At 62.7% G+C, this 24,479-nt stretch carries 23 protein-coding genes and 1 pseudogene; 11 read left to right on the plus strand and 13 right to left on the minus strand.

Annotated elements, in window-relative coordinates; all coding sequences use genetic code 11:
* Positions 1-196 precede the first annotated feature (196 nt).
* The 6 genes from C816_RS11580 to C816_RS11605 all read left to right on the plus strand — a co-directional run bounded on the left by C816_RS11580 (position 197) and on the right by C816_RS11605 (position 6,347).
* Complete coding sequence (locus C816_RS11580) at positions 197-1,174, plus strand: leucine-rich repeat domain-containing protein (RefSeq protein WP_016322574.1); 978 nt, start codon at positions 197-199, stop codon at positions 1,172-1,174.
* 584 nt (positions 1,175-1,758) lie between these two features.
* Positions 1,759-2,019 carry a hypothetical protein gene (locus C816_RS24935; RefSeq protein ID WP_242832191.1) on the plus strand — a complete coding sequence of 87 codons (261 nt, stop codon included), beginning with the start codon at positions 1,759-1,761 and terminating at the stop codon, positions 2,017-2,019.
* 169 nt (positions 2,020-2,188) lie between these two features.
* Positions 2,189-3,544, plus strand: coding sequence for a vWA domain-containing protein (locus C816_RS11590; protein ID WP_016322576.1), 1,356 nt, complete (start codon positions 2,189-2,191; stop codon positions 3,542-3,544).
* Between the two features lie 156 nt (positions 3,545-3,700).
* The gene (locus tag C816_RS11595) at positions 3,701-5,224 is read left to right on the plus strand and encodes an ATP-binding protein (protein ID WP_016322577.1); all 1,524 of its coding nucleotides are present in this window, start codon (positions 3,701-3,703) and stop codon (positions 5,222-5,224) included.
* Positions 5,217-5,510 carry a NifU family protein gene (locus tag C816_RS11600; RefSeq protein WP_016322578.1) on the plus strand — a complete coding sequence of 98 codons (294 nt, stop codon included), beginning with the start codon at positions 5,217-5,219 and terminating at the stop codon, positions 5,508-5,510. The genes C816_RS11595 and C816_RS11600 overlap by 8 nt, the downstream gene beginning before the upstream one ends.
* A gap of 27 nt (positions 5,511-5,537) precedes the next feature.
* Positions 5,538-6,347, plus strand: a complete 810-nt coding sequence (locus tag C816_RS11605) for a hypothetical protein (protein WP_016322579.1) — start codon at positions 5,538-5,540, stop codon at positions 6,345-6,347.
* A 48-nt stretch (positions 6,348-6,395) separates the two neighbouring features.
* Here C816_RS11605 and htpG read toward each other — a convergent pair whose 3' ends face one another.
* Positions 6,396-8,279 carry a molecular chaperone HtpG gene (htpG, locus tag C816_RS11610; protein WP_081646345.1) on the minus strand — a complete coding sequence of 628 codons (1,884 nt, stop codon included), beginning with the start codon at positions 8,277-8,279 and terminating at the stop codon, positions 6,396-6,398.
* A gap of 184 nt (positions 8,280-8,463) precedes the next feature.
* Here htpG and C816_RS11615 point away from each other — a divergent pair, with 184 nt between their 5' ends.
* Positions 8,464-8,898, plus strand: a complete 435-nt coding sequence (locus tag C816_RS11615) for a ribonuclease P Rpr2/Rpp21/SNM1 subunit family protein (protein ID WP_016322581.1) — start codon at positions 8,464-8,466, stop codon at positions 8,896-8,898.
* Positions 8,899-9,221: 323 nt separating this feature from the next.
* Here C816_RS11615 and C816_RS11620 read toward each other — a convergent pair whose 3' ends face one another.
* From C816_RS11620 to C816_RS11645, 6 genes are all read right to left on the minus strand, one after another.
* A complete protein-coding gene (locus tag C816_RS11620; RefSeq protein ID WP_016322582.1) occupies positions 9,222-10,307 on the minus strand; it encodes a branched-chain amino acid aminotransferase in 1,086 nt (361 codons plus the stop codon).
* A 153-nt stretch (positions 10,308-10,460) separates the two neighbouring features.
* Entirely contained in the window at positions 10,461-10,997 is a 537-nt protein-coding gene (locus C816_RS11625; protein ID WP_016322583.1) for a 2-oxoacid:acceptor oxidoreductase family protein, read from the minus strand.
* 1 nt (position 10,998) lies between these two features.
* Entirely contained in the window at positions 10,999-11,748 is a 750-nt protein-coding gene (locus C816_RS11630) for a thiamine pyrophosphate-dependent enzyme (RefSeq protein ID WP_016322584.1), read from the minus strand.
* 1 nt (position 11,749) lies between these two features.
* Positions 11,750-12,820 carry a 3-methyl-2-oxobutanoate dehydrogenase subunit VorB gene (locus C816_RS11635; RefSeq protein ID WP_016322585.1) on the minus strand — a complete coding sequence of 357 codons (1,071 nt, stop codon included), beginning with the start codon at positions 12,818-12,820 and terminating at the stop codon, positions 11,750-11,752.
* Positions 12,821-12,836: 16 nt separating this feature from the next.
* Positions 12,837-13,049: an indolepyruvate ferredoxin oxidoreductase subunit alpha gene (locus C816_RS11640; protein ID WP_016322586.1), complete on the minus strand. Its 213-nt coding sequence runs from the start codon at positions 13,047-13,049 to the stop codon at positions 12,837-12,839.
* A gap of 28 nt (positions 13,050-13,077) precedes the next feature.
* Positions 13,078-13,758 (minus strand): nucleotide-binding protein, encoded by a 681-nt coding sequence (locus tag C816_RS11645; protein WP_016322587.1) that lies wholly within the window; start codon positions 13,756-13,758, stop codon positions 13,078-13,080.
* A 163-nt stretch (positions 13,759-13,921) separates the two neighbouring features.
* Here C816_RS11645 and C816_RS25460 point away from each other — a divergent pair, with 163 nt between their 5' ends.
* From C816_RS25460 to C816_RS11665, 4 genes are all read left to right on the plus strand, one after another.
* Positions 13,922-14,599, plus strand: a complete 678-nt coding sequence (locus C816_RS25460) for a FadR/GntR family transcriptional regulator (protein WP_155978999.1) — start codon at positions 13,922-13,924, stop codon at positions 14,597-14,599.
* 324 nt (positions 14,600-14,923) lie between these two features.
* Positions 14,924-15,304, plus strand: a complete 381-nt coding sequence (locus C816_RS11655; protein ID WP_016322589.1) for a hypothetical protein — start codon at positions 14,924-14,926, stop codon at positions 15,302-15,304.
* Complete coding sequence (locus C816_RS11660; RefSeq protein WP_016322590.1) at positions 15,297-15,800, plus strand: DUF8052 family protein; 504 nt, start codon at positions 15,297-15,299, stop codon at positions 15,798-15,800. The genes C816_RS11655 and C816_RS11660 overlap by 8 nt, the downstream gene beginning before the upstream one ends.
* A gap of 187 nt (positions 15,801-15,987) precedes the next feature.
* Positions 15,988-17,676, plus strand: coding sequence for a carbon starvation CstA family protein (locus tag C816_RS11665; protein ID WP_016322591.1), 1,689 nt, complete (start codon positions 15,988-15,990; stop codon positions 17,674-17,676).
* A gap of 428 nt (positions 17,677-18,104) precedes the next feature.
* On the opposite strand, the gene aroQ is transcribed toward C816_RS11665, so the two are convergent.
* From aroQ to aroB, 6 genes and pseudogenes are all read right to left on the minus strand, one after another.
* Positions 18,105-18,530, minus strand: a complete 426-nt coding sequence (aroQ, locus tag C816_RS24290) for a type II 3-dehydroquinate dehydratase (protein ID WP_196803639.1) — start codon at positions 18,528-18,530, stop codon at positions 18,105-18,107.
* A gap of 48 nt (positions 18,531-18,578) precedes the next feature.
* Positions 18,579-19,841: pseudogene (locus tag C816_RS11670) on the minus strand (shikimate kinase); the annotation flags it as partial.
* A gap of 3 nt (positions 19,842-19,844) precedes the next feature.
* On the minus strand, positions 19,845-20,981 hold the full coding sequence (locus C816_RS11675) for a bifunctional chorismate mutase/prephenate dehydratase (RefSeq protein ID WP_016322593.1): 1,137 nt from the start codon (positions 20,979-20,981) through the stop codon (positions 19,845-19,847).
* Positions 20,968-22,083 (minus strand): chorismate synthase, encoded by a 1,116-nt coding sequence (gene aroC, locus C816_RS11680; protein WP_016322594.1) that lies wholly within the window; start codon positions 22,081-22,083, stop codon positions 20,968-20,970. The genes C816_RS11675 and aroC overlap by 14 nt, the downstream gene beginning before the upstream one ends.
* On the minus strand, positions 22,049-23,305 hold the full coding sequence (locus C816_RS11685; RefSeq protein ID WP_016322595.1) for a 3-phosphoshikimate 1-carboxyvinyltransferase: 1,257 nt from the start codon (positions 23,303-23,305) through the stop codon (positions 22,049-22,051). The genes aroC and C816_RS11685 overlap by 35 nt, the downstream gene beginning before the upstream one ends.
* A gap of 6 nt (positions 23,306-23,311) precedes the next feature.
* Positions 23,312-24,379, minus strand: coding sequence for a 3-dehydroquinate synthase (gene aroB / locus C816_RS11690; protein ID WP_016322596.1), 1,068 nt, complete (start codon positions 24,377-24,379; stop codon positions 23,312-23,314).
* Positions 24,380-24,479 lie beyond the last annotated feature (100 nt).

The following is a 24,479-nucleotide window of genomic DNA, read 5'->3' on the forward strand; positions in this document are numbered from 1 at the left end:
TCTAAAATTCAAAGCCCATCGCCGCTTTGCCGCCAGATACGAAAAGCGTGCCCCGCTTTTTTCTGTCGCTCTCCTCTCCACGATCCTCGTTTGGATTGCTTGAATTTGAAGACACCCTCTAGGAAACTGGGCAAGTTTGTGGTATACTATACCAGACTTTGAAAAATCGGCGGAGAGACCGGGGGAGGCGGGGAGTTTGGAGACTGTCAGCGGCGTCAGCAGCTGGAAGCTGACCGTCCGCCGGGAGGGGGACGGGATTACTGTTTTGCGGGCGGTCACCTGTGATCCGTCCGCGATTCTGCCGGAGGCGCTGTGGGATCTGCCGGTGACGGCCCTGGGAGACCGCGCCCTGGTTCCCGGCGCCGGGCCGGTTCCCGGCCGGGAGGTGCTGGTGTCCTGCGGCCCCCTGCCGCCGGACGCCCAGTGGGACAACCGGAATCTCCGGGACCTGACCCTCCCGGCCTCCCTGGAGCGGGCAGGGGACTACGCCCTGTTTAACTGCACGGAGCTGAAAATCCTGCGCCTGGGGGACGGTGTGGAGCACTGGGGCGGCGGGGCCGTCATGAACTGCCGCCGGCTGGACACCTTGCGAATCGGCTGTAGCGGCCGGGAGGGGGAGCTGCTGGCGTACTTTGCCGGGGAGCTGCCGGGAGAGCTGGATGTGACGCTGTGCCGCCGGGGCGGGATTGCGGCCCGGCTGATTTTTCCGGAGTATGCGGAGGTCTATGAGGAGAACTGTCCCGCCCATCACTTCGACTATAAAATCTACGGCGCGGGCTATGGCTACCACCACTGTTTTTACGGGAAAAAGCTGGACCTCAAGGCCTACGACGCCCTGTGGAGGCCCATGCTGGCTATGGAGCACGACGGCGGCTGTGCCCTGCGGCTGGCCTGGTGGCGGCTGCGGTACCCGGCGGAGCTGACAGACCGGGCCGCAGAGGATTACCGGGCCTATCTCCGGAGCCGCGCTCTGGAGGCTGTCCGATTCCTTCTGTCCCTGGGGGAGGCCGAGGGACTCCGGCTGCTGCTGGCGGAGACGCTGCCGGACCGGGAGACGCTGGCGTCAGCCTGCGCCCTGGCCCGGGAGGCGGGAAACGCCGCCGCTCTGGCGCTGCTGCTGGAGGAGCAGCACCGGCGGTTTCCGGCGGGGGCGGCACGGGACTTCACGCTGTAAGGCGCTGCGCCGATAGGCGGAAGCGCGGGACCCGGCGACAATTTTTCGTCTGGCCGGCGTCAGAAAAGCCTGAAATCCGCCGGGATTTTCGCGTTTTTCTTCCTTGCCAGAAGAAAAATTTTGCCATCAATCCACGTGTTTTCGCCTATCGGCACAGTCTCAAAAATCTTTGCGAGAGTCCTAAGCTGACTTTGTGTTCTCAAGAGGGAATAAGGAATAAATATTTACCTTTGGAATCGTTTGGCTGCCTATATAGCTGTGTAAATCGGTATTTGGGAGGTATGCCTATGGACTGCATCAGAAAAGCGGATGTAAAAGATTTTTCAAGGTTAGGCCATGCTTGAAAAGAGTCAAAATGCCCAAACGGTGGATCTTGATCCGCCACTCTGCGTTAAATGTTCTTGCCGGGCGTCAGCCCGCCTGCAAAAATCTGCCTTGATTGGCGAAAAAATCTCTCGCCGTTGGGCATTCCGCCATTTTTCAAACAAGGCCTAGCGGAAATATTGATCTTTGCCAAGAGAATGAATTACTGAGAAATCTTTCACAATGACAAGATTTCATTCGGCGAAATGCAGGTCTATCCTTTGGCGCAGGATTATATCGCCAATCCTGAAAAGCTGGAAAATATCTGGGTATATGATGATGAATTTGCGAAGGGAATGCTTCACATAGAGGGTGAAGAGGTGATAGAGCTGTATGTGGACTCTTTCTTTCAAAATAGGGGCATCGGAGCGAAGCTGATTGAGTTTGGAATTCAGACGTTTCATGTCCTGAAGCTGTTTGTGTTGAAAAAATATCAGTGCAATCAGATTTTAACAGCGTCATGGGTTTTCGCTGACACATGAGCGGCAGATAGAAGAAGGAACGGCAGAATATATCGTAAAAATGGAACGATAGCCTTCGTTTGCATAGCGGCCGGCGGCTTCCCGAATTTTGTAAGTATTCAATGGTTTTAAGCCCGAGGGCATTGGGAACACGAAAGCGGATTGGGCGCTGCGAAAAGGATGTGTTTTGTTGGAACAGGGCTACGAAAAAATTGGGCAGGAGATCCTCGCCGCCGCCCGGAACGAGCTGTATCTGAACCTGCCCTATCTGGACGCGGCGCTGTGCGCCCTGACGTTTCAGCCCGGCGGCGGGGTCACGCTGTCCCTGGCCACCGACGGGGAGACGCTGTATTACGACGGAGCCTTTCTGGCGGAGCGGTATCTCCGGTCCAGGACGGCGGTGAACCGGGCCTATCTCCACACGCTGCTCCACTGTATGCTGCGCCATCTGGGAAAGAAGCGGGGCAGGGTGCCGGAGCTGTGGGATCTCAGCTGCGACGCGGCGGTGGAGAGCATCCTGGACGGGCTGGATTACCCCTGTCTTGCGGGAGACGCCGCCCCGCTGCGGCGAAAATTCTATGGGGAGTGCCGCATGGACATGCCGGTACTCACCGCCGAGGGCATCTACCGCCGCCTGCTGCGGCTGGCCCTGCCGGAGTATGAGCTGGCCCGGCTCCAGCGGGCGTTTTTGGTGGACGACCACGGGCTGTGGGACATGGAGAAAAAAGACGGCCGGGAACAGAGCCGGCGGCAGGATGAGCGCTGGAAAGACATCTCAGAGAAGACCCGCACTGGCATGGAGACTGTGCTGGCGGGGCAGTCCACCGGCGGAGAGGCGGTACTGGAGCAGATCCGTGTGGCCGTCCGGGACGACGCGGATTACCGGGCCTTTCTGCGGCGGTTTGCCGTGCCCCGGGAGGTCATGGCGGTGGACGGCGACGCCTTTGACTATGGCTTTTACGCCTACGGTCTGCGGCTGTACGGAAACCTCCCTCTGGTGGAACCGCTGGAGACCCGGGAGGAGAAGCGGATTGAGGATTTCGTCATCGCTGTGGACACCTCCATGTCCACCTCAGGGGAGCTGGTGCGGCAGTTTCTGGCCTGCACCTACGCCATTCTGCGCAGCACGGAGACCTTCACCCGGAAGGTGAACATCCGTATTTTGCAGTGCGACGATCAGGTGCGCGCCGACACGGCGGTTCACGGTCTGGAGGACCTGCGGCGCTACATGGAGCATTTCCAGCTCTCCGGCGGCAGCGCCACGGACTTCCGGCCGGTGTTTGACCATGTGGCCCGGCTCCGGCGGGAGGGGGTCTTTACCAGCCTGCGGGGGCTGATCTACTTTACCGACGGCATGGGGATTTATCCCCAGCGGCGGCCGCCCTGGGAGACGGCCTTTGTGCTGCTGGAGGAGCCGCCCCTGTCCGTGCGGGTGCCGCCCTGGGCCATCCGGCTGGTACTGGACCTGCCGGGGCTGGAGAGAGCTGTCTCCGCGGCGGCGGAGCTACCTGATATGATAGATCCGGCGGAGCTGCCGGAGCTTTAGAATGGTACTCGCCCTGACGGGCGGGGGAGTAAAAACCACCCCCTGCCCAAAGGGCGGTACACCCCCCGGCCCGAGGCCGGATTCCCCCGTCCCGCGCCCGAGGCGCGAAATCCCCCGTCCCCGCCCGCGGCGGGTCCCAAAGGAAGGAACCATACCATGAATATCAAACAAGCCAAGCAGGAGATCACAAACACTCTGAGGGCCTATCTGGCCAAAGATACCCTGGGCAGCTACCTGATTCCCGCCGTGCGCCAGCGGCCCGTGCTGCTGATGGGCCCGCCGGGCATCGGCAAGACCCAGATCATGGAGCAGATCGCCGCGGAGACCGGCGTGGGCCTGGTGGCCTACACCATCACCCACCATACCCGCCAGAGCGCCGTGGGCCTGCCCTTCATCGAAAAGCGCACCTACTGCGGGGAGGAGTTCTCCGTCACCGAGTACACCATGAGCGAGATTTTGGCCTCGGTTTACCAGCTGATGGAAAAAACCGGCCTGAAAGAGGGCATCCTCTTCCTGGACGAGATCAACTGCGTCTCCGAGACTCTGGCCCCCATGATGCTCCAGTTTCTCCAGTGCAAGACCTTCGGCAACCAGCGCCTCCCGGAGGGGTGGCTTATCGCCGCGGCGGGGAACCCGCCGGAGTACAACCGCTCCGTGCGGGACTTTGACGTGGTGACGCTGGACCGGGTGAAGCGCATCGACGTGACGGAGGACTTTGCCGTCTGGAAGGAGTACGCCCGGAGGAGGGGCGTCCACGGGGCGGTGGTGTCCTATCTGGACATCAAAAAGGACAACTTCTACCGGGTGGAGACCGGGGCGGACGGGCTGCAGTTCGCCACGGCCCGGGGCTGGGAGGACCTCAGTGAGCTGATCTGCGCCTATGAGCGGCTGGGCCTTCGGGTGAGCCGGGAGGTGGTGGGGCAGTACATTCAGATGTCCCGGATTGCCAAGGATTTCGCCAATTACCTGGAGCTCTACTACAAGTACCAGCGGACCTATCACGTGGAGGACATCCTGCGGGGGACCTGGCAGCCCGTCACCGTGTCGGAGCTGCGGGCCGCTCCCTTTGACGAGAAGCTGTCGGTTATGGGGCTGGTCCTCTCCCGTCTGGGCGGGGAGGCCCGTAACGCCCGACATCAGGACGCCCTGACCGCCGCCCTTCACGTTGCCTTGACGGAGTTTCGGGAGAGAATCGCGGAGGAGGAGCCCCAGGCGGCGCTGGCCCGGCTGGTCCGGTGCCGGCAGGAGACGCTGAAACGGGCCAAAGAGGCGGGGCAGCTGGACCGGGAGACCCGGGACCTGACCCGGCGGGAGATCAGCACGCTGGAGGATTACCGCCAGAAACTGGCGGAGGAGAACGTCTCTCCGGAGGCGGCCATGGACGCTGTCCGGGAGTGGTTTTCCCGGGAGACGGACCGCCGGACGGCCCTGGGAACGGAGACGGGGGCCATGTTTGACAACGCCTTCCGTTTTCTGGAGGAGACCTTCGGCGACAGCCAGGAGCTGGTAATCTTTGTGACGGAGGTCACCGCCGGGTATGACACCAGCTGGTTTGTGGAGAATTTCGGCTGTGACGCCTACTTCCGCCACAACCGGGAGCTGCTGTTTGACGACACACGCCATAAAATCAGAGAGGAGATCGCCGCCGTCCGGGCGGCGCAGGAGGAAGGATATGACTGAGGAGCTGAGAAAAATTGAGGCCGTGCTGGACGAAAAGGTCCGGCCCGCCCTGCGGGCCCACGGCGGTGAGATCGAGATCGACCGCCTGGAGGACGGGGTGCTGTACGTGAAGCTGCTGGGCCAGTGCGCCGGATGCCCCTCGGCGGACCTGACCAACGAGACCATCGTGGAGGCGGAGCTGGTGAAGGCCCTGCCGGAGCTGGTGCGGAGAGCCGCGGTGGTCCAGACCGTCAGCGACGAGCTGTGGGAGCAGGCGAAAAAGCTCCTGCGGGAGCACCATCTGTGAGAGAGGGGAAACGGAGGGCGGCTGCGCGTGGAGCTGTACGGCTTTGAAAAGAGCGACCCCGCGCTGTTTGATCTGGCCATAGTGCAAAAAGAGGCGGACGGCGGCAGAACGGACAGCGCGCAGATTGACCGGATTCAGGAGCGCCCGGAGGCGGAGTCCCTGATCGTGTCGGGCTTGGACCAGAAGGCCTTCGAGTATTTGATCCGGCGGTTTGGCAGGCAGTTCAAAACGATCTCGTTCTGGAAGAACAAGCTGGTCTGCGACCTGTCTCCTCTGAGCGGTTTGCCGGAGCTCCAATATGTCCATTTTTTCTTCAACCAGCGGGCGCCGGACCTGTGGGACATGAGGGACAACGTGTGCCTGCGGGGGCTGACTGTCTGCGATTTTACAAAGCTTCATTCCATTGCGCGGGTCGCCTCCGCACCGGCTTTGGAGTATTTCTCCATTGGAGACCGGGTCTGGCCCGGCATGGAGATCGAGAGCCTGCGGCCTTTGACCCGCAGCAGTGTGTCCCACTTTGCTTGGTGGGGAAAACGGGTATTGGACCGGGACTATCTTTGTTTGGCGCAGAGCGGCATTCGGGAGCTGGACCTGCCGGCCGGCGGATTTCGGCTGGAGGAGCTGGCACGGCTCAACGCGAAGATGCCCGGGGTAAGGGGAACGGTCACGCGGCCTTACAGCGAGAGCACCGTCATCCGGCAGGGAGAGGAGACCACCTGGTATCTCCTGTGCAAGGGGCGGAAACGCCTTTTGAAGGGGCGGGATGAGGAGAAGCTGAAAGCATATCTGGAGGAGTTTGACCGCCTGGTGAAGCGGTACCGGAGCGAGACCGGATAAATCAGAGGACGGCAGGGCCTGCGGGCCCTGCCGTCCATGTTTTCCGGTTTATTTCATCAGCTCACAGACCAAATCCGTATATCCGGAGGGGTCCTCCAGGGGCAGGCCCGCGATCAGAAGGGCCTGGCTGTAAAGCAGCGAGGCGTACTTCTTCGCCTTGTCCGGGTCCGCCTCCACGGCGTTCTCCAGGGCCTGGAAGGCGGGGTGGTCCACGTTCAGCTCCAGGATGCGGTCCGCCTTGAGCGCGGCGTCGGGCTGGACGGCCTGGAAGTACTTCTCCATCTCAAAGCTCAGCCCCTCCCCTGCGGTGAGGCAGACGGGATGGGATTTCAGCCGGGCGGAGGCCTTGACCTCCTTGACAGCGTCGCCCAAGGCCTCTTTTACAAAGTCAAAGACAGACTTGTGGGCGGCGGCGGCCTCCTCCGCCTTTTTCTCCGACCCCTCGTCGATCTCCTGGTCCAGCACGGAGCGGAATTCCTTGTCCTTGTACGCCCGGAGGGTCTGGGCGCAGAACTCGTCCACCTCCCCGGTGAAGTAGAGGATCTCTGTGCCGGCGTCCCGCAGGGACTCCGTCTGGGGGAGCCTGTCGATCTTTTCCAGGGTTTCGCCTGCGGCGTAGTAGATATACTTCTGGTCCTCCTTCATGCGGGAGACATACTCCTCCAGTGTCACCGGCTTCTTTTCTGTGGAGGAGTGGAACAGCAGCAGATCCTGGAGGAGATCCTTGTGCCGGCCGTACTCGTTCACCACGCCGTATTTCAGCTGGCGGCCGAAGTTCTTCCAGAACTTCTCGTAGTCCTCCCGGCTGTCCTTCAGCATCTTGGCAAGCTCGCTCTTGATCTTCTTCTCCAGGTTCCCGGCAATGACCTTCAGCTGCCGGTCGTGCTGGAGGAGTTCCCGGGAGATGTTCAGGGAGAGGTCCGGAGAGTCTACCACGCCCCGAATGAAGCGAAAGTGGTCCGGCAGCAGGTCGGCGCACTTGTCCATGATGAGCACGCCGTTGGAGTAGAGCTGGAGGCCCTTTTCAAACTCCTTGGTGTAGTAGTCAAAGGGGGCGGCCCCGGGGACGAACAGCAGCGCCTTGTAGGTCACGGCGCCCTCGGCGGACACAGCGATCACCCGCTGGGGGTCGGCGTAGTCGTGGAACTTGTCCCGGTAGAACTTGTTGTACTCCTCCGGCTTCACGCTGGACTTGCGCCGCTGCCAGATGGGCACCATGGAGTTCAGGGTGTCCACCTCTGTGTAGGTCTCGTACTCCGGCTTGTCCTCCGGAGAGCCCTCCTTCTTCCGGGTCTTGCTGACCTCCATGCGGATGGGGAAGCGGATGTAGTCGGAGTACTTCCGCACCAGCTCCTGGAGCCGCCAGGACTCCAGAAATTCGCCGTACTTCTCGTCGTCGGTGTCGGGCTTGATGTGCATGATAATGTCGGTGCCCACGGTGTCCTTTTCGCACTCGGTAATGGTGTAGCCGTCGGCTCCGGAGGACTGCCACTGATAGGCGGTGCCGCAGCCGTACTTCTTCGTCACCACGGTGATGCGGTCCGCCGCCATGAAGGCGGAGTAGAAGCCCACGCCGAACTGGCCGATGACTTCGGTGTCCTTGGCGTCGTCGGGCAGGTCCTGCTTGAACTTGTAGGAGCCGGAGGATGCGATGACGCCCAGGTTGTTCTCCAGGTCCTCCCTGTCCATGCCGATGCCGTTGTCAGAGACCGTCAGCAGGCGGCCCTCCTTGTCCACGGTGAGGTCAATCTTGAAGTCCTTGCGGCCAAGGCCCACGCTGTCGTCGGTGAGGGCCAGGTAGCACAGCTTGTCGCAGGCGTCGCTGGCGTTGGAGATGATCTCCCGCAGGAAGATCTCCTTGTGGGTGTAGATGGAGTTAATCATCAGATCCAGCAGCCGCTTCGACTCCGCCTTGAATTGCTTCTTTGCCATAAAATGCATACACTTCCTTTATTTTTATTTTTTGACAATCAGTAAATATACCATAACAACTTCCAAAAAGAAATGACTATTTTGTAAATTCTGCTGTCAGACGGTTGTCTATCCCGAAAATTGCGAGTAGAATACTAACGAAAGATATGAAACGGCGGCAGACGCCGGAAAGGGGTTCGGGAATATGGGCATTTTTCAGGGGGTTCGGAACGCGATAGCCCGGTTCATGTACGGCCGCAACGGGTGGGACCAGCTGAATCAGGCTCTGGTGATCTTCTATCTGGGCCTGTGGATAGTGGAGCTCGTCCTGAACGCGGTGCTGAAAAACCGCCTTGTCACCAGCGTTTTCGAGGGGGTGCTCTTTGTCCTGCTGCTCTACATCTTTGGCCGGATGTTCTCCAAGAACCTCTATAAGCGCCGGGCGGAGAACCAGAAATGGGTCAGCTTTGCCTGGGGGATCAAAAACCGCCGGAAGAACGCTGCCGCCCGCCGGGCAGATCAGGAGCACAGATACTTCACCTGCAAGAGCTGCAAGGCCGTCTGCCGGGTGCCGGCGGGAAAGGGGAAGATTGTCATCACCTGTCCCAAATGCGGCGCGCAGATCAACGCGAAGACATAGACGCATGAAGGACCGGCCCGGGGCAGCGCCCCGGGCCGGTCAGACTGTCAAAAAACGCTGGAGATTTCGTTAACGGAAAGGAAGGGTGTGTGCGGGCTGTGCCCGCAGGCACGTTTCGGAGGCCAACCGCCTGTAGGGCGGCTCTTAGGCCGGAGATAACCCAAGAGGGGTTTCCTGCGCCACTGAAATCATCAGATTTTGAGAACTTTTTGAAGTTCTGAAAATCTACAGCAGGTTGTCGAAAAAGTCCTGTTGGACTTTTTCGACAACCTGACCTGCCCGGGGCAGCGCCCCGGGCAGGTGTTGTTTGGTGCGTGCAGTGTTCAGGCCTGGCAGACAGGGACGATCCAGCCCTTGGTGTCGGCGACCCTGCCCCACTGTATGCCGGTCATGGTGTCGTACAGCTTCTGGGTCAGGGGGCCGATCTCGCCGTTGTTGATAAAGGCGGACTGGTTCTCGTAGTCCAGCTTCTTCACCGGGGAGACCACGGCGGCGGTGCCGGAGCCGAAGACCTCCTCCAGCTTGCCCTCCTTGGCGGCCTTCATGATGTCGTCAATGGCCAGCTTGCCCTCGACGACCTCGCAGCCCCAGTCCTGCAGCAGCTCGATGATGGAGCGGCGGGTGACGCCGGGGAGAACGGTGCCGCCCTTGTCCTGGGCAGCGGCGGTGTAGAGCTTGCCGTCAATCTTGAAGAAGATGTTCATGGCGCCCACCTCTTCCACATACCTGCGCTCCTGACTGTCCAGCCACAGCACCTGGCTGTATCCCTTTTTCTCGGCCTTCTGGCCCGCCAGCAGGCTCACGGCGTAGTTGCCGCCGCACTTGGTGAAGCCGGTGCCGCCGGGGCAGGCGCGGACGTAGGTGTCCTCCACGTAGATGTCGATGGGAGCAAGGCCCGCGGCGTAGTAGGCGCCGGAGGGGGAGCAGATGACAATGAACTTGTAGGAGGTGGAGGCGTGGACCCCCAGCTGGGCCATGGTGGCGATGGTGTAGGGCCGGATGTACAAAGAGGCGCCCTCGGAGTGGGGAACCCAGTCCTTTTCCACCTCCACGATGGCCTTTACAGCCTGGACGAAGTCCTCCTCGGGGAGATGGGGAATGCAGAGGCGCTCGTGGGTGTTGTTCATGCGGCGGGCGTTGCACTCCGGACGGAAGAGCTGGATTTTGTTCTCCGCGGTGCGGTAGGCCTTCATGCCCTCAAAGCACTCCTGGGCGTAGTGAAACACCACGGCGGAGGGGTCCAGGGACAGCGGGCCGTAGGGCACAATGCGGGGGTCGTGCCAGCCCTGGCCCTCATCGTAATCCATGATGAACATATGGTCGGTGAAGACCTTGCCGAAGCCCAGCTTGCTCTCGTCGGCGGGTTTGGCCTTGGGGGAGGCGGTTTTGGTGATCTTGATGTCCAGCATTGCAGACAGCTCCTTTATTAAAATGGTTTGAAAGTTTTTGGCGGGGTTCCTGCATTTATATACATTTATACGCCCCTTGTCCGGGAAAGTCAACGGAAAAATCAGCGGGCGGCCGCCTTTTGGCGGCCGCCCGCAAAGCCTGCCTGCGGAGAATTATCGGACACAGGCCATTCCCCGGCGGAAGGCCTCGATATTCAGCGGTACGAATTTGGCCTTGGGACCGGCGAACATCTGGGCGATCATGGCCTCGATGGTCTCCGGCTCCAAAAAGCCGGTGCTGGCCGTGTAGGCCCCCAGCATCACCATATTGCCCACTTTGGGGTTTCCCACCTCCTCGGCGATCCTGGCGCAGGGGATGTAACAGGCCGTCAGGTCCTCCCGCCGGACCCGGTCTGTGACCACGTCGCTGTTGACGAACACGGTGCCTCCGGGCTGGACACCCGCCTCAAATTTCTCCAGGGAGGGCTCGTTCAGGGCGATGAGCTCCGTGGAGGCGGCGAAGACGGGGGAGCCGATAGGCCCGGAGGAGATGACCACGGAGCAGTTGGCGGTGCCGCCCCGCATCTCGGGGCCGTAGGAGGGGGCCCAGGTGACGTGGTACCCCTGGTCCATGCCGGCCTCCGCCAGGTTCTTGCCGATGGCCAGGCCTCCTTGTCCGCCGAAGCCGGAAATAATGATTCTCTTCAGCATCTCAGCGCACCTCCAGACCCTTGTCCTTGATGACGCCCAGGGGGTAGTAGGGGATCATATTCTCCTTCAGCCACTGGACCGCCTTTACCGGCGTGAGTCCCCAGTTGGTGGGGCAGGTGGAGAGCACCTCCACAAAGGTGAAGCCCTCGCCGGCCATCTGCTTCTGGAAGGCTGTCTTAATGGCCTTTTTTGCCTTGTTCAGATTGGGGATGTCCGTGACGCACACCCGCTCGGCGTAGACGCAGCCGTCCAGGGTGGACAGCATCTCGGCAACCCGAATGGGCATTCCCGCCTGCTGAACGGTGCGGCCCTCCTGGCAGGTGGTGGCCCGCTGGCCGATGAGGGTGGTGGGGGCCATCTGGCCGCCGGTCATGCCGTAGATGGCGTTGTTGACGAAGATGGTGGTGAACTTCTCCCCCCGCATGGCGGCGTGGACAATCTCCGCCGCGCCGATGGAGGCCAGGTCCCCGTCCCCCTGGTAGGTGAACACCGCCTGATCCGGGTGGGTGCGCTTGATGCCTGTGGCCACGGCTGGAGCCCGGCCGTGGGCGGCCTCCAGCATGTCGCAGTTGAAGTATTTGAAGGCCAGCACGGAGCATCCCACAGGGCACACGCCGATGGCCCCGTCCAGCAGGTCCAGCTCCACCAGCGTCTCGGCGATGAGCTTGTGGATGATGCCGTGATGACAGCCGGGACAGTAGTGGAGCTCGGCATCCGTCAGGCCCCGGGATTTCTCATATACGACCGCCATATCACTGCGCCTCCTTCAAAGCTGTTTTGGCCGCCTCGATGATTTCCTCCACAGTGGGCATGATGCCGCCGGCGCGGCCCAGGTAGCGGATGGGCTTTCGCCCCTCCACCGCCAGGCGCACATCGTCCAGCATCTGGCCGGTGGAGCTCATCTCCACATCCAGAATAACCTTCACATGGGGCTCCGCCGCCAGATCCCGCAGGGCCCTCTCCGGGAAGGGCCAGAGGGTCACGGGCCGGAACAGCCCGGCTCTGATCCCCTCCTCCCGCAGAACGTCCAGGGCGGTGAGGGTGATGCGGGCGGGGGTGCCGTAAGCGGTGATGAGGACCTCCGCGTCCTCGCAGGAGGCGGTGTCCCAACGGACCTCGTTTTTCTCAATCTCCGCGTATTTCGCCGTCAGCCGCCGGTTCAGGGCGTCGCACTCCTCGGGGTTCAGGAACAGGGAGTTGATGACGTTGGTGTGGTCCCGGCCCTTTTTGCCGCTGGCGGCCCAATCCTTGGCCGGCAGCGGCCGCTTCGGCACGGGACGCCACTCAATGGGCTCCATCATCTGGCCGATCAGGCCGTCCGCCAGCACCACCACGGGGCTGCGGTACTGGTCGGCGATGTCAAAGGCCTCCTGGACGAAATCCGCCGTCTCCTGGACGTTGGAGGGGGCCAGCACCACCGTGCGGTAGTCGCCGTTGCCGCCGCCCCGGGTGGCCTGGAAGTAGTCCCCCTGGCCGGGCTGGATGGTGCCCAGGCCTGGGCCGCCCCGCATGACGTTGACGATGACGCAGGGCAGCTCCGCCGCCGCCAGGTATGTAATGCCCTCCTGCTTCAAGCTGATGCCCGGGGAGGACGAGGAGGTCATGGCCCGCATTCCGGCGCCGGCGGCGCCGTAGACCATATTGATGGCCGCTACCTCGGACTCGGACTGGACGAATACGCCGCCGGCCTTGGGTAGGTGGGAGGACATGTACTCCGGTACCTCGCTCTGGGGAGTGATGGGGTAGCCGAAAAAGCAGTCGCACCCCGCCCGGATGGCGGCCTCGGCAATGGCCTCATTGCCCTTCCAAAGTTCTTTTGCCATGGCGTTCAGCCTCCTTTCACAATTTCTCCACGGTGATGATGGAATCGGGGCAGATTTTCGCGCAGCTGGCGCAGGCGATGCACTGGGCGATGTCCGTCACCGCGGCGGGATGGTATCCCTTGCGGTTGATGGCGCGGGAGTCAATGGCGATGATGTGTTTGGGGCAGACTGCGGCGCACAGCTCGCAGCCCTTGCAGCGGTCGGAATCAAATGTGATCTTGGCAGCCATGGTGAAGCCTCCTCTCGATTCTCGTGGGTCATTCCCAGGGTTTTTTCATGTGGATGGTGATGGGGAACACCGGCGCGTCCAGCCCGGTGAGGCCGGGGGCCAGCCGTTTTTCCGCCGTGTGGCAGAGCACCGGGAGGCCGGTTTCCCGGGACACCGCCGCCGCCAGGGCCGCGCCTTTGCGGATGTCGGCCGCGGTGGTCTCGCCACACAGGTGGGTGTTGTTCACCAGGGCGGAGCAGGTGAGGCCGGTGGTCTGCTCAATGGCCCGCAGGCAGGCGGCGGCGGTCTCCGCCGTCCGGACCTCGGGGCGGTTGGCGTTGAGCACGTAGAGGAGCTGGCAGTCCTCCTGGAGGAGCTTTGGCTGGAACCGGGCCAGCGCCCGGGCCCCCGCCGGATCGCCGCCGATGTCCAGCACGCCCCGGACGCTTCGGTCCTCCAGAACGGTCAGGAGCTCCGCCGGAACGGCGGGCACGTCGGCATCCACGCAGGCCTGGGGGGCGGCGATCAGGCGGACGCCCGCCTCCTCCAGCAGCGCCTTTCGCTCCCGGGAGCGGAAATAGGGATTGACGTTGTCCAGGTCCGCCAGCATCACCTGCGCTCCCTCCGCGGCCAGGGACAGGGCCAGGTTTACGGCGAACTCCGTCTTGCCGGTGCCGTAGTGCCCGGTGAGGATGGTGATGCGGCGGGTGCAGATCCCGGCGGCAGTCAAGGGCGTCGCCTCCTTCAAAATACGTTGTATTATTTCTTTGTGCGATGTATGATGTCATTGTACTTCCGAAAAGATGTGATGTCAAGGGGCTTCTTGTATTTTTATGAAAAATAAGGTATGATGTCACAAAACGTATATGGACAACTACCGGAAGGAGAGACGGATGATGGAACGAAAAAAAGCGAAGCTTTCAGAGCAGACATCGGACCGCCTGTATGAGATGATCGTGGACGAGCACCGCTATGTGCCGGGCAGCAAGCTGCCAAACGAAAACGAGCTCAGCGGGGAGCTGGGCGTCAGCCGCACTACGCTGCGGGAGGCGATTTCCTTCCTGGCGGCCCAGGGGGTGCTGGAGATCCGCCGGGGAAAGGGCACCTTTGTGGCGGAAAGCCTGCCGGCCGAGGGGCTGGACCTGACGGCCCTGGCGGGGGTGCGGTCCCGTGTGCGGGCCAAGGATCTCTTTGAGATGCGGCTGATCTTTGAGCCGGCCACCGTGGCCCTGGCCTGCCAGCGCGCCAGCGACGAGGAGCTGCGGCTGATCGAAAAAAAGGCCCAGCGGGTGGAGGAGACCGCCGCCGCTGGCGGGGACTGGCCCCTGGCGGACCAGGAGTTCCACTGGGCCATAATCAAGGCGTCCCACAATGAGTATATGCGCCGCCTGTACCCCATCATCAACAGCGCCGTCAACGAGATTCTGCAGATTTCGCAAAACCGCCAGCAGATGCAGGACATCGCTCTGCGGGACAACCGGATGATCCTGGAGTTCCTCTTACGAAGGGACGAGGCCGGGGCCCGATATGCCATGAGCATCCATATGAAACACCTCATCAGCACCCTGTAAGGGCGCTTGTCTGCCAAAACGGAATTGTATATTCTGCACAATGGACTGTTGCCAGAGCGGGGATAAAATACGTCATGACGCATGGAAAATGTGGAAAAATTCGTCAAATCCCACAAATGATTTGCGCTTATTCACAAATTGTACACAAATTGAGCGATACCCTCTTAACAAATTTGAAACGAGCGTGTATAATAGCGCCGTAAACAAGTGAATTGCGGGAAAGGGGGTACCCCCTTTCTCCGTCCCGGAGGGGCGGAGAAGGGCGGCTGTGCCCCGCAGCGGCAGGGCCGCCGGGACTCCGGCGGCCGCGGGAGGAACCGCCATATGAAATTTTGTCCCTTAAAGACGGCGGCCGGTGAGCCGGCCGCCCTGGCGGCGGAGTACCGGACCGCCAGAAAGACCGACGTATTCCGCCTGGGAGAGCGGCACCTGTTTTTCCGGAAGCGGATGACGGCCTATTACGTCTCCTACGGCGAGATCGACCGCTTTTTCCGCCGGGTGCTGATGGTGCCCGTGCGGGTCTCCTGCTGCGGCGGCGAGATGGCGGTGGAGCACATTGTGCTCTGCTCCGGCGGAGAGGAGCTGGCCGTGGTTCTGCTGGCGGACCCCCGCACGGCCTCCTCTGTCATGGAGGCGCTGAAAGAGCGGGCGCCCCACGCGGAGTGCGTGAAGCCCCCCGACCGGGACGGAGGAGAGAATGGATAAGAACGAGGCCCTGGAAAAGCTGCTCAGCGCCTATTCCCACAGCTACGACATCCTTCGGGATGTGGAGGCGGAGGGCGGACGCTACCCCGCCGCGGCGTTTTTCTACCTGCGGGATGAGCACTACCTGATCCGCCGGGATAAGCAGTTCTATGCCACGGAGCAGCACGACTATACATATTTCTATTTGACGGACCGCCTGGACGCGGAGACGCTGCGGCGGCAGATCGAGCGCTCCAAGGCGGCGGGCATGAAGGAGATCAAGCCCCACAAGGAGCACATGTGCTCCTACGTCACGCTGGTGATTCTGGCGGACGAGATCGACCCGGAGGCGAAGAAGCTCATCAAGCGGACCCGCTTCCAGAAAAACTTTCGGCTGGCACTCCATGGCTGGATGGAGTATCACATAGCTGCAATGGAATGTTCGACATTGAGCTTCCTCTCCAATCCAGCCGGGAGAGCGGCTCGCAAGACCCTGGAGGACAACTTCGGGGAGTAGGAACCTTTGAATAAATCCCCGCGCGCATTTTCACGCCGTAAATTTCCCCTGTCTGCGTGAGGAAAACTTGAAATACATAGAGTATTCCAGCGTTTTCCCTTCCTGCTGAAGAGAATTTCTGACGTAAATCTGTGCGCGTTGATTTCATCAGAGCTTCCTAAAATAAGAAGGGAGAGTGTACCTAGCAATGAATGGTCTGTTACTTCTGATCATAAGCGTTGCTGTGCTGGTCTGCGGCTACATCTTCTATGGCCGCTGGCTGTGCAAGCAGTGGGGCGTCGGCGAAAACGACAAGCCCACCCCCGCCCATACCATGGAGGACGGCGTCGACTATGTCCCCGCCAAGGCCCCCATCCTGATGGGCCACCACTTCTCGTCCATCGCCGGCGCCGGCCCCATCACCGGCCCCATCAACGCCGCCGGCTTCGGATGGCTTGCCTGCACGCTGTGGATTCTCATCGGCGGTATTTTCTTCGGCGGCGTCCATGACTTCGGCGCCCTGTTCGCCTCCGTCCGCCACGGCGGCAAGTCCATCGGCGAGATCATCTCCACCAACATGAGCAAGCGGGCCAAGATGCTGTTCCTGGTCTTTGCCTACCTGACGCTGATTCTGGTGGTGGCGGCCTTCGCCTCCATCGTGGCCGGCACCTTCGGCGCCACCTTCACCGAAAGCGGCGCTGTGGACTACGCCGCCTCCGAGGCCAACGCCCGTGTGGCCATGGTCTCTTTGCTGTTCATCCTGATCGCCATCGTCTTCGGCTTCCTGGTGTACCGCCGGAACGCCCCCATGAGCGTGGCCAGCGTCATCGGCATCGTCGCCATTGTGGTGATTATCGCCATCGGCATGAACTTCCACCCCATCTATCTGAGCAAGTCCGCCTGGATGTGGATCTGCGGCGTGTACATTGCCGTTGCCTCCGTCACCCCTGTTTGGATTCTGCTCCAGCCCCGTGACTACCTGAGCTCCTTCCTGCTGTACGCCATGCTGGCCGTGGCCGTGGTGGGTGTTGTTCTGGCGCATCCGGATATGAGCACCATGCCCGCGGTGGAGCTTGCTCCCGCCGCCGGCCCCATCTTCCCCGTGCTGTTCACCACCATCGCCTGCGGCGCCATCTCCGGCTTCCACTCGCTGGTCTCGTCAGGCACCACCTCCAAGCAGCTGGACAAGGAAACCGACGCGAAGCCCATCGCCTACGGCGGCATGCTGCTGGAGTGCGTTCTGGCCATCCTGACCCTGTGCGCTGTGGCCTATGCCAAGGTCTATGATCTCTCCGGCGCCACCAACATCTTCGGCGGCGGTCTGGCCCATATGATCGACGACACCATTCCCGGCACCTATAATATCCTGTTCACCCTGCTGGTACTGACCTACTCCGCCTTCTGCCTGACCTCTCTGGACACCGCCACCCGTCTGGCCCGGTTCATGTTCCAGGAGTTCTGGCTGGACGGCAGCAAGGGCGAGACCCCCGAGAACGTCACCGGCTACAAGAAGGTCCTGTCCAACATGTATGTCTCCACCGCCATCACCGTGGTGCTGGGCGTGGTGCTGGGCCTGAACGGCTATGAGAAGATCTGGGCGCTCTTCGGCTCCGCCAACCAGCTGCTGGCCGCGCTGGGTCTGCTGGCCGTGGCCACCTGGCTGGGCAACATCGGCAAGAACAACAAGATGTTCCTGATCCCCATGTTCTTCATGCTGGTTGTCACCATCGCCTCTCTGATTATCAACAGCATGAACCAGGTGAAGCTGATCTCCGCCGGCGGCGCCGACTGGGGCCCCTATGTGCAGGCCATCCTGGGCGTACTGCTGGTGGTTCTGGCGGTGATCCTTGCCATCGAGGGTATTTCCACCATCTTCAAGCAGAAGCAGAGGGCTTGATCGGCCTGCTGCGAAACGGCGGAGTTTTGCCAGTCTCCGCTGTGACAAGCGAATGAAAAAGGACTGCCGCTTTGCGGCAGTCCTTTTTTGCGGGCGCGGAGCGCAGTAAAGGTTTTGCCGGCCTTTTCAAAGGCCGCGGGGGTGCAGGGGGCAGAGCCCCTGCAGGAGAATCCGCCGCTCAGCGGCGGATTCTGTCAGGGAAAGCGAAATAGCGGATGCGCCAGCGTCCGCGCCTCTGGCGGGAGGGTTCCCTCGATTGGAAGGAGGAACGGCTCTCCCGCAAAAGACGCGCCCGCCGTCTCAGGCGGCAGGCACGTCTTTTGCTGCATCTTTCATACCGCCGTCTTACGGCGGCATTTTTACGGAGGATTTTGCAGGTGCTCTGCCCCTGCACCCCGCAAGCCTTTGAAAAGGCTTGACCGAAACTTTTACTGCGCCAGCATTCGCAGGGCCTCCAGATACCCCGGCAGCCCATGGCCCCGAACGGTCCCCACACACGCCGCCCGAATGTACGACACATGCCGGAACTCCTCCCGGCTGTCTGGATCGGACACATGTACCTCCACCGTGGGAATTCCCACCGCCTTCACGGCGTCCAGCAGCGCCACGCTGGTGTGGGTATAGGCCGCCGGATTGATAATGATCCCATCCACCTTGTCAAAATACGCCTGCTGGATGGCGTCCACCAGAGCCCCCTCGTGATTGGACTGGAAAAAGCTGACCTCCACCCCCAGCCGGTTGGCCTCCTCCCGAATCATGGCTTTCAAATCCTCGTAGGTGGCGCTGCCGTAGATCTCCGGCTGGCGGATGCCCAGCATGTTCATGTTGGGTCCGTTAATCACCAGAATTTTCATGGAAATCCCTCCTGCGTGTGCTCGATAGTCATTCCAGATGGCGGCGGCAGTCTCCTCCGGGGAGCTGTCGTTTTGGACGGACTGATCTGCGGACTGCTCGTACAGCGGGCCCCGGAGGCGGAACATCTCCTCCAGTTTTCCGGCCTGGGACAGCGGCCGTCCGTCGGTGGGCAGCCGGCTCAGGTCCCGGCGGAGGAAATACACCCGTCCAGTGCGCCGCATGGCGGCCCGGTTCTCCGACCAGAGGACGGCACCGCCGCCGGTAGCGATGATCTGGCCGCTTTTGGCGCAGATTTCCTCCAAAACCTCGTTTTCCATGGCCCGGAAGGTTCCCTCGCCCTCCTGGGCGAAGATCTCCGGAATGGGTTTTCCGGCTTTCCGGACGATCTCTTCATCCAGATCCACAAAGGGCTTGCCGGAAAGACGGGCCATCGCCCTGCCGACGGTGGTTTTTCCGCTGCCGGGCATCCCCACCAGAGCGATGTTCGTCGTGTCCTGCCAGAGCCTGGAGACAATGGCCTCCGTCTCGCTGTCGGGAATGGTTCGGTCAAAAAAGAGCTCTTCCGCCCGCTTTGCCTGAGAGACCAGCATGGGCAGTCCGCCGGTGTACTGGACGCGCCGCAGGCCGGAGCCCAGAGGCTCCGCCACGTCCGCCTCCTCCCAATACCGGGCTTCCCGGTCCAGCGCCTCCGCCTGGAGCAGGAGATTTGTCCGGACGGGATTATAAATCACATCCGCCGCCGCAGTAATCCCGGGCAGCAGCTTCAGGTCCAGAGAGAGCCCTTTCACATGGGGCCACATGCCCACGGGAGTGGTGTTGATGAGGACCTGGGCGTCTTTGTGCCGGTCCGGCAGGTTCTCATAGTTGTCCGGACCCGTCCGGGAGACCACCACGACCTCCCGGGCGCCCTCCTGCCGGGCGGCGGCCTGGGCGGTCAGGGACGCGCCGCCGCTGCCCAGAATGACCACCTTCTTCCCCGCCAGAGAAATTTTCGCCCGGCGGAGCATGTAGAGAAGGCCGTCGATGTCGGTGTTGCAGCCGTACAGTTTTCCATCCCGGCGGACCAGGGTGTTGACGCTGCCGATGGCTTCCGCCGCCGGGTCGATCACATCGCAGAACTTCATCACGTCCCGCTTGTAGGGGATGGTGACGTTCAGTCCGCCGATGTCCTCCCGCCGGAGGAACGCCTCCAGTTGTTCAGGCTCCAGCTCAATGAGCCGGTAGTCCTCACAGCCCAGGGCCTTATGAATGGGCACGGACCAGCTGTGACCCAGCTTCCGTCCCAGCAGGCCGTAGATTTTTTTGCCCATGGCTTACACTTCCGCATAGCTGCCCAGGAACTGGAACTGGGCGCAGCTGCGCTCCATCTCCTCCAGCATGGCCAGGACGCCGGGGTCCTTGACGCTGGCCTCCAGCTCGATGAAGAAGATGAACTCGAAGTCGCTGCCGGCCACGGGGCAGGACTCCAGCTTGGTCATGTTGATGTCCAGGGCCGCCAGCTTGGAGAGAATATCATACAGCGCGCCGGGCTTGTTCTCAAAGGCGATGATGAGGCTGACGCGGTTGGCCCCGGCGTAGATCACTGGCTTTTGGGTGACGCAGATGAAGCGGGTGTAGTTGTTGTCGCTGTCCTGGATATTGCCGTTGATGCACTCCAGGCCGTACAGGGCGGCGCAGGGGTGGGAGGAGATGGCTGCGGCTGTGCGGCTGCCGCTTTCGGCCACCATCTTGGCGGCGGCGGCGGTGTTGCCGCAGGGGATGACCCTCACGTCCTTGAGGCCGCCCAGGAACTTGGAGCACTGGCCGATGGCCTGCTCGTGGGAGTAGATTTCCGTGATGTCCTCCTGCTTCACCCCGGGCAGGGCCAGCAGCTCGTGGCGGATGCACAGCCGGGCGGAGCGGACAATGGAGAGGTCGTGCTCCTGGAGCAGCTGGTACACCGCCCGGACGGAGCCGTTGGAGCTGTTTTCAATGGGCAGCACGCCGAACTTGCACAGGCCGGACTCCACGGCGGCGGCCACCGCCTGGAAGCTCTTGACGTACATGATGTTTCCCCGGGGCAGCAGCCGGTCGCAGGCCACCTGGGAGTTGGCTCCCTCCACGCCCTGGCAGGCCACCAGCCCCGTCTGGGGGAAGACCTCGCCGCCATCGGCCAGGGAGGCGCTGATCCTCTCCGCCACATGGGTGGGGGCGGAGATCAGCTCCGCCTGGCGGGAGCGGGCCAGCTCGAAGAGGGTGGAGTACAGGTGGTAGGCATAGCGCTCCTTGTCCCCGGCCCGCTCCGTGACCTTGGCCAGAATCTCCCGCTCCCGCTGTTTGTTGAGGATGGGGAGGCGGTGCTCGTTCTTATAGGCGGCCACCTCTTCGCTCAGGGCCATGCGCTCCAGGAAGAGGGACAGCAGCTGGTCGTCTACGGCGTCGATTTTCATACGGATCTCAGAAAGTTCCATGATTTCCCTCCAAAAGCATATCCAAAAGTACGGCGGCGGTCACCGCCTCCACCACCGGGACGGCCCGGTGGGCGATGCAGGGGTCATGCCGCCCGTGAACCGTCAGCTCCTCGTTCTCCATTCGGGAAAGGCTGACGGTTTGCTGCGGCTTGCCGATGGACGGCGTGGGCTTGACGGCCGCCCGCAGGGTGAGGGGCATTCCGGTGGTGATGCCGCCCAGGATGCCCCCGGCATGGTTGGTCCTTGTGCGGACATGGCCCTCCTCCATGACAAAGGGGTCGTTGTTCTCGGAGCCCCGGCGGCAGGCGGCGGAGAAGCCCGCGCCGAACTCCACGCCCTTCACGGCGGGAATGCCGAAGAGGGCCGCGGCCAGGCGGTTCTCCACGCCGTCAAACATGGGGTCGCCCAGCCCGGCGGGCAGGCCGACGGCGGCGCATTCGATCACGCCTCCCACCGAGTCCAGGTCCTGCTTTGCGGCCAGAATCACGTCCTGCATCCGCGCCCCGGCCCCGTCGTCGATCACGGGGAAGGGCTTGGCGGCGATCTTTGCAAAGAGTTCCGCAGTGGGATAGAGCGGAAAGTGTTCATCGCTGGCCGTGCCCACGGAATCCAGATGGGCTCCCACGTAAATGCCCCGCCGGGCCAGGATCTGTTTCGCAATTCCCCCGGCGATGCACAGGGGGGCCGTCAGGCGGCCGGAGAAGTGGCCGCCGCCCCGCATGTCCGCGCCGCCGTCCCACTTGACAAAAGCGGTGTAGTCCGCGTGGCCGGGCCGGGGCTTGTCCCGGAGCTCGCCGTAATCCGAGGAGCGCTGGCCGCTGTTTTGGATGACGGCGCACAGCGGCGCGCCGCAGGTCCTGCCGTTTTCCAGGCCGGAGAGGAACTCCGGCGCGTCGGCCTCTTTCCGGGCGGTGGAGAGGGGACTCTTCCCCGGTTTCCGCCGGTCCAGAAACCGCTGGAGCTCCGCCAGGTCAATTTCTTCTCCGGCGGGCAGGCCGTCGATCTTCACCCCGATGGCTCTGCCGTGGGACTGGCCGAACACGCCGATTCGCAAAAAGCTGCCAAACTCAGAGGACACGGACGTCACCTCCCAGGTTTTCATAGTCCCGCCAGAAGGCGGGATAGGATTTTTTCACCGCCTCGGCCCCCCGGATGACCACAGGGCCCTGGCAGCGGGTGGCGGCGATGGCCGCCGCCATGACGATGCGGTGGTCGTTGGCCCCGTCCACCGTGCCGCCGGGGAGGGTGGAGACGCCGTAGACCGTCAGGCTGTCCGCCTCCTCCGAGGCGGCTCCGCCCAGGGCGGAGAGCATCTGGTGGACGGTGGCCAGCCGGTCGCTCTCCTTCAGCCGGAGGCGGGCGGCGCCGGTGAAGCGGGTGGTGCCCCGGCGGACGGCGGCCATTACCGCAAGGGGCGGCAGCAGGTCCGGGCAGTCCGAGAGGTCAATGGCGACGGTTCCGTCCTGGGACAGCGCTTTGCAGTGGGAGACCACCGCCGCGTCCCCCTGGGAGGAGCGGCCGTTGAGCCCCCGGAGCCGCAGGCCGCTGCCCAGGGTGATGGCGGCGTACCAGAAGGCGGCCTGCGACCAGTCCGCCTCCACCGTCTCCTCAAAGGGACAGTAGACCTCCGGCGTGACGCCAAAGCCGTTGAGCTGGGGGGAGTAGCGCACCCGGACGCCGCACCGCTCCAGCACCCCCATGGTCATGGTGATGTAAGAGGCGGACTCCAGGGCCGTGGTGCTGACGACCACGCTGGGTGCGTCCAGCAGCGGCAGGGCCATGAGCAGGCCGGTGAAAAACTGGCTGGACACGTTTCCCGGCAGGCGGTACTCGCCGGGCCGCAGGTCTCCCTGGATGGTGAGCAGGGCGTTTTGCGCATTGTCGGCGGCGTCCGCTCCGCGGCGCAGCTGGTGGGTGATGCCCATCCTGTCAAAGATCTGGAAGTAGGGCTCCTGGGGCCGTTCCATCAGGCGGCCCCGGCCGGTGAACTCCCCGCCCCCTGCCAGGGCCAGGGCGATGGGGATGATAAAGCGCAGGGTGGACCCGGACTCTCCGCAGTCGAACCGGGGCAGGCCCGTCCAGTCGCACTCCTTGTTGATGCAGCCCCAGATCTTCAAAGTATCCTGTGACTGCCACTCCCACTTGCAGCGGAACGCCTCCATACAGCGCAGAGTGGCCTCAATGTCCTCGGAGAGGGTGAGATTTTTGATGGTGCTGACCCCCGCCGCCAGGGAGGCGGCGATGACCAGCCGGTGGGCCAGAGATTTGCTGGGGGGCGGCGTCACCACGCCGGAGAGCCGCCGGGGCTGAATACGGACGTCCATGGGGCCCTATCCCTCCAATCCGGCCTGGATCACGGGCAGCAGCTCCGAGACGGGCACTTTTTTCAGTTCACAAAGGCCGATTTTTTTGGGCACCACTAGGGTGATGTCCCCGCCGGAGCGCTTTTTGTCGGCGGAGGCGGCCTCCGCCAGGGCCTCCGGGGAAAAGTTTGTGCCGGCGGGCAGGCCGTTTTTGGCAAGACACGCGGCGATGCGCCCGGCAATGGGCTCCTCCGTCCACCCCAGGGCCTCCGCGGCCCGGGCCATGACCGCAAGTCCCGCCGCCACGGCGTGGCCGTGGGGAATGGCGTAGCCGCTGCACTTTTCAATGGCGTGGCCCACGGTGTGGCCCAGGTTCAAGAGCTTTCGCTCCCCCTGTTCCTTCTCGTCCCGCTCCACCACGCCGGCCTTGTAGGCCACGCACCGGGCGATGACCGCCCCCGGCTCCACGGCGAGGGTTCCGTCCTCAAAGAGGGCGAAGAGGCTCTCGTCGCACAGGACGCCGGTCTTGATGGCCTCGGCGGCGCCGTCGGCGAAGACGTCTTTGGGCAGGGAGGCGAGGCAGTCCGTGTCGCACAGCACCGCGGCGGGCTGGAGAAAGGCTCCGGCCAGATTTTTCCCCGCCGCCAGGTCGATGGCGGTCTTGCCGCCCACGGAGGAGTCCACGGCGGAAAGCAGCGTGGTAGGCAGCTGGACGTACCGGATGCCCCGCAGGTACACGGCGGCGGCGAAACCCGCCATGTCTCCCGTCACGCCGCCGCCCAGGGCGGCCACGCAGTCGGTGCGGGTGAGGCGGCGCTCTGCCAGAAATTCCAGGATGTTCGCCAGTGTGGAGAAGTTTTTGCTCCCCTCCCCGGCGGGGAAGACGTGGGAGCAGACGGAAAAGCCCGCCGCGGAGAGGCTCTTTTCAACCGTCTCCAGGTACAGGGGAGCCACGGCGCTGTCGGTGACGACCGCCATGCGGCAGGGGGGCATGAGCTTTCGCAGGCGGGGGCCGCAGTCCGCCAGCAGGCCGGGGGCAATGGTCACAGCGTAAGCGGGAGTGGTGTTTACTTGTATGGATCTGCGATCACACATAGGGGGCCTCCTTGGGGTCCCCCTGGCAGAGGGGGACGGGGGATTTGGTATTCCTGTGAAATCCGCCCCGCAGGGCGGGACGCTGAGGCTTGCATCTCGG

It is taken from the genome of Oscillibacter sp. 1-3 (genome assembly GCF_000403435.2).
In the GTDB taxonomy this organism is placed as follows: Bacteria; Bacillota; Clostridia; order Oscillospirales; family Oscillospiraceae; genus Oscillibacter.

Excerpts from the sequence above, each read along its gene's own strand:
- C816_RS25460 (WP_155978999.1), top strand. The coding sequence starts at position 13,922 with ATGATGGAACGAAAAAAAGCGAAGCTTTCAGAGCAGACATCGGACCGC.
- C816_RS11625 (WP_016322583.1), bottom strand. The coding sequence starts at position 10,997 with ATGCTGAAGAGAATCATTATTTCCGGCTTCGGCGGACAAGGAGGCCTG.
- C816_RS11600 (WP_016322578.1), top strand. The coding sequence starts at position 5,217 with ATGACTGAGGAGCTGAGAAAAATTGAGGCCGTGCTGGACGAAAAGGTC.
- C816_RS11620 (WP_016322582.1), bottom strand. The coding sequence starts at position 10,307 with ATGCTGGACATCAAGATCACCAAAACCGCCTCCCCCAAGGCCAAACCC.
- C816_RS11665 (WP_016322591.1), top strand. The coding sequence starts at position 15,988 with ATGAATGGTCTGTTACTTCTGATCATAAGCGTTGCTGTGCTGGTCTGC.
- C816_RS11635 (WP_016322585.1), bottom strand. The coding sequence starts at position 12,820 with ATGGCAAAAGAACTTTGGAAGGGCAATGAGGCCATTGCCGAGGCCGCC.
- C816_RS11595 (WP_016322577.1), top strand. The coding sequence starts at position 3,701 with ATGAATATCAAACAAGCCAAGCAGGAGATCACAAACACTCTGAGGGCC.
- C816_RS11655 (WP_016322589.1), top strand. The coding sequence starts at position 14,924 with ATGAAATTTTGTCCCTTAAAGACGGCGGCCGGTGAGCCGGCCGCCCTG.
- aroC (WP_016322594.1), bottom strand. The coding sequence starts at position 22,083 with ATGAAAACCTGGGAGGTGACGTCCGTGTCCTCTGAGTTTGGCAGCTTT.
- C816_RS11630 (WP_016322584.1), bottom strand. The coding sequence starts at position 11,748 with ATGGCGGTCGTATATGAGAAATCCCGGGGCCTGACGGATGCCGAGCTC.
- C816_RS11660 (WP_016322590.1), top strand. The coding sequence starts at position 15,297 with ATGGATAAGAACGAGGCCCTGGAAAAGCTGCTCAGCGCCTATTCCCAC.
- C816_RS11615 (WP_016322581.1), top strand. The coding sequence starts at position 8,464 with ATGGGCATTTTTCAGGGGGTTCGGAACGCGATAGCCCGGTTCATGTAC.
- C816_RS11640 (WP_016322586.1), bottom strand. The coding sequence starts at position 13,049 with ATGGCTGCCAAGATCACATTTGATTCCGACCGCTGCAAGGGCTGCGAG.
- C816_RS11675 (WP_016322593.1), bottom strand. The coding sequence starts at position 20,981 with ATGGAACTTTCTGAGATCCGTATGAAAATCGACGCCGTAGACGACCAG.
- aroB (WP_016322596.1), bottom strand. The coding sequence starts at position 24,379 with ATGTGTGATCGCAGATCCATACAAGTAAACACCACTCCCGCTTACGCT.
- htpG (WP_081646345.1), bottom strand. The coding sequence starts at position 8,279 with ATGGCAAAGAAGCAATTCAAGGCGGAGTCGAAGCGGCTGCTGGATCTG.
- C816_RS11685 (WP_016322595.1), bottom strand. The coding sequence starts at position 23,305 with ATGGACGTCCGTATTCAGCCCCGGCGGCTCTCCGGCGTGGTGACGCCG.
- aroQ (WP_196803639.1), bottom strand. The coding sequence starts at position 18,530 with ATGAAAATTCTGGTGATTAACGGACCCAACATGAACATGCTGGGCATC.